Below are 3,878 nucleotides of genomic sequence, written 5' to 3' on the forward strand. Positions count from 1 at the left end.
CCGAGGTGGGCCAGACGATCATCAACGCTCCCGACGCGAAGGTGATCCGCGTCTACGTCGACGACGAGCCGCTCACGCTCGACGTCGCCGACCTGCGTGAGTACGAGCGCGTGCTCGACCTGCGCGACGGGGCGATGCGACGCCACATCCTGTGGTGCACCCCCTCGGGCAAGGAGGTCGTGATCGACCTCGAATGGCTCGTCTCCTTCGAGGAGAAGCACCTGGCGGTGATGCGCATCGACGTCACCGTGCTCAACGACGACGCACCGGTCACGATCTCGAGCCAGCTCGTCAACCGTCAGGACGGCGAGGACATCTACGGGGGCACGCCCGGCTCCGGCAAGGCCGGCGCGGGCTTCGACCCGCGCAAGGCCGAGCGCATCGCGCAGCGGGTGCTGCAACCCGACACCTACTGGCAGGACGGCGACCGGTCGGTGCTGAGCTACCGCGTCACCGCATCGGGGATGACGATCGCCGTCGCGGCGGACCACATCATCGAGACCGCGAACGACTACACGTCGCGCCGCCTCATCGAGCCCGACATCGCCAAGAACGTCTTCCGCGTGCACGCGAAGGCCGGTGTTCCTGTGCGTCTGACGAAGTTCGTCTCCTACCACACGTCCCGTGGGGTGCCCGCCGGCGAGCTCGTCGATCGGTGCCGCCGCACCCTCGACCGCGGCGCGGAGTTCGGTGCCGACGCGGTGTTCGCACAGCAGCGCGAGTGGATGGACGCCTTCTGGAAGCGCTCCGACGTGCGCATCGGCGGTCACGAGGACCTGCAGCAGGCGACCCGGTGGTGCCTGTTCCAGCTCGCGCAGGCCTCGGCTCGCGCCGACGGCCAGGGCGTGCCGGCGAAGGGCGTCTCGGGCTCCGGCTACAGCGGCCACTACTTCTGGGACACCGAGATCTACGTGCTCCCCTTCCTCGCGTACACGAGCCCGCTCTGGGCGCGCAACGCCCTGCGCATGCGCTTCCTCATGCTCCCGGCCGCGCGCAAGCGTGCGAAGCAGCTCAACGAGGCGGGGGCGCTGTTCCCCTGGCGCACGATCAGCGGCGAGGAGGCGTCGGCATACTACGCGGCGGGCACCGCGCAGTACCACATCAACGCCGACGTGAGCTATGCGCTCGCGAAGTACGTGCGGGCGACAGGCGATGACGACTTCCTCTACCGTGAGGGCGTCGACATCGCCGTCGAGACCGCGCGGCTGTGGGCGACGCTCGGGTTCTGGCGCGAGAGCGACGAAGAGGATGCCGCGACCTTCCACATCCACGGGGTGACGGGTCCCGACGAGTACACGACAGTCGTGAACGACAACCTGTTCACGAACGTCATGGCCCGCTTCAATCTGCGTTTCGCCGCCCGCACGGTGCGCGAGATGGAGGTCGAGCGCCCTGAGGAGTTCCGGCTCATGGCCGAGCGCCTCGGCCTTGACGCGGAGGAGCCCGACGCGTGGGAGATGGCCGCCGAGGCGATGCACATCCCTTACAGCGAAGCCCTCGGCATCCACCCCCAGGACAGCGTGTTCCTCGAGCGTGAGCTGTGGGACCTCGAGAACACCCCGGCCGTCCAGCGGCCGCTGCTGCTGCACTTCCACCCGCTGGTGATCTACCGCTACCAGGTGCTGAAGCAGGCCGACGTCGTGCTCGCCCTGTTCCTGCAGGGCAACCACTTCACGAGCGCGGAGAAGCTCGCGGACTTCGAGTACTACGACCCGCTGACCACGGGCGACTCGACGCTGTCGGGGGTCGTGCAGTCGATCCTCGCGGCGGAGGTCGGCTATCAGGACCTCGCCCTCGAGTACTTCCTCGACGGCATCTTCGTCGACCTCGCAGACCTGCACCACAATGCGTCGGACGGCGTGCACGTGGCATCCGCCGGTGGGGTCTGGACCTCGCTCGTGAGCGGGTTCGGCGGCATGCGCGACCACTACGGCGAGCTGTCGTTCGACCCGCGCCTGCCGAAGGACTGGCCCGAGCTGGCCTTCGCGCTGCGCTGGCACGGCACGCACCTCGACATCACGGTCCGTCGCGACGAGCTGCTCGTGGTCGCGGAGCCGGGCGAGGGTTCGGCCACCTTCACGGTGCGCGGTCGCGAGTACACGATCGCGGGCGGTGAGGAGCTCTCGATCGCGCTCGACGGGCAGGGCCCGGTCAAGCCCGGGCGCCCGACGCTGCGCAAGATCATGAAGGATTCGCGCCGCGAGGACGGCTCTCTGCTGGTGGCCTCCGTGCCCACGCCGACGACATCGATCCCGGTCGTGACCGGGGCGACGCCGATCGCCGAGACGGATGCCGCGGGCCCGGCCTGATGTCCCACCCACACCGTAGAGTGACGGGGTGACCACCGCCCTCTACCGCCGCTACCGCCCCGAGGCGTTCGGCGAGATGATCGGGCAGTCGCAGGTCACCGAGCCGCTCATGACGGCGCTGCGCGGCGACCGGGTCGGTCACGCCTACCTGTTCTCGGGTCCGCGCGGCTGTGGCAAGACGACCTCTGCGCGTATCCTCGCGCGCTGCCTGAACTGCGCGCAGGGCCCGACCGACACCCCGTGCGGCACGTGCGACAGCTGTGTCGAGCTGGGACGCGGCGGCGGCGGGTCGCTCGATGTGGTCGAGATCGACGCGGCGAGCCACAACGGCGTCGACGATGCCCGCGACCTGCGTGAGCGGGCCGTGTTCGCGCCGGCCCGCGACCGCTACAAGATCTTCATCCTCGACGAGGCCCACATGGTCACCCAGCAGGGCTTCAACGCGCTGCTGAAGCTCGTCGAGGAGCCCCCCGACCACGTCAAGTTCATCTTCGCGACGACCGAGCCCGAGAAGGTTCTCGGCACCATCCGCTCGCGCACCCACCACTACCCGTTCCGGCTCGTGCCGCCGGCTGCCATGCTCGACTACGTCGCGCAGCTGTGCGAGAGCGAGGGCGTGCAGGTCGAGGCCGGTGTGCTGCCGCTCGTGGTGCGTGCCGGAGGCGGCTCGCCCCGTGACACGCTCTCACTGCTCGACCAGCTCATCGCCGGGTCCGAGGGCGGCGTGGTCGCCTACGACCGGGCGGTCGCCCTCCTCGGCTACACGCCCGGTGCGCTCCTCGACGAGATCGTCGATGCCCTCGGCGGGGGAGACGCGGCATCCGCTTTCGCGGCGGTCGACCGCGTGGTGCAGACCGGACAAGACCCGCGGCGGTTCGTCGAAGACCTGCTCGAGCGGCTGCGCGACCTCATCGTCATCGCAGCAGTCGGTCGGGGTGCGACTGCCGTGCTGCGCGGAGTGTCCGAGGAGGAGATCGAGCGGATGTCGCGCCAGGCCACGACGTTCGGTGCCTCACTGCTCTCGCGCATCGCCGATGTGGTCGTGGCGGCCCTCGACGAGATGAGCGGCGCGACATCGCCCCGACTGCAGCTCGAGCTCATGATCGCTCGCGTGCTCACGCAGGGGGAGGCGGCGGTGTCAGGCGTCGCGGCCGCGTCGGCGCCCGCCGCGCCGCCGGTGACACCCGCTCGTGCGTCGGAGCCGGCCCCGGCCCCGGCCGGCCCGAGCGAGCCCGCTCCCGTCCTTTCGAGCGAGCCCGTTCCTGCGACCGAGCCGACCGAGCCCGTCGCGTCAGCCGCCGCCGTCACCGACCCGGTCGCCCCCGTGCGTGCGGCACCCACCGGGCCTCTCACCACCGAGCACGTGCGCGACGCGTGGACCGAGGTGCTGGCCCGTCTCGAGACGATCGATCGCACCTCGTGGCTGGTCGCCTCGTCGGCTCGGGTGGTGTCCCTCGAGGGTGATGTGCTCACGCTCGCGTTCACGTCGCAGACCGACCTCGCGGCGTTCAAGAAGCGCACCGCGGGCGCCGGGCCCAGCGAAGACCTTCGCCAGGCGATCTCCGGGGT

General features: G+C 70.3%; 2 protein-coding genes. Both read left to right on the forward strand.

The genetic code is table 11. The features are described 5' to 3' along the window. A partial coding sequence (locus tag ASG00_RS12650) for a glycoside hydrolase family 65 protein (RefSeq protein ID WP_235559585.1) occupies positions 1-2,309 on the forward strand: 2,309 nt, incomplete at its 5' end. Between the two features lie 28 nt (positions 2,310-2,337). Beyond that, positions 2,338-3,878 (forward strand): DNA polymerase III subunit gamma and tau (locus ASG00_RS12655; protein ID WP_235559586.1); only part of this gene is annotated, 1,541 nt, incomplete at its 3' end.

The organism is Microbacterium sp. Leaf351, assembly GCF_001423825.1.
GTDB classification, from domain to species: Bacteria; Actinomycetota; Actinomycetes; order Actinomycetales; family Microbacteriaceae; genus Microbacterium; species Microbacterium ginsengisoli.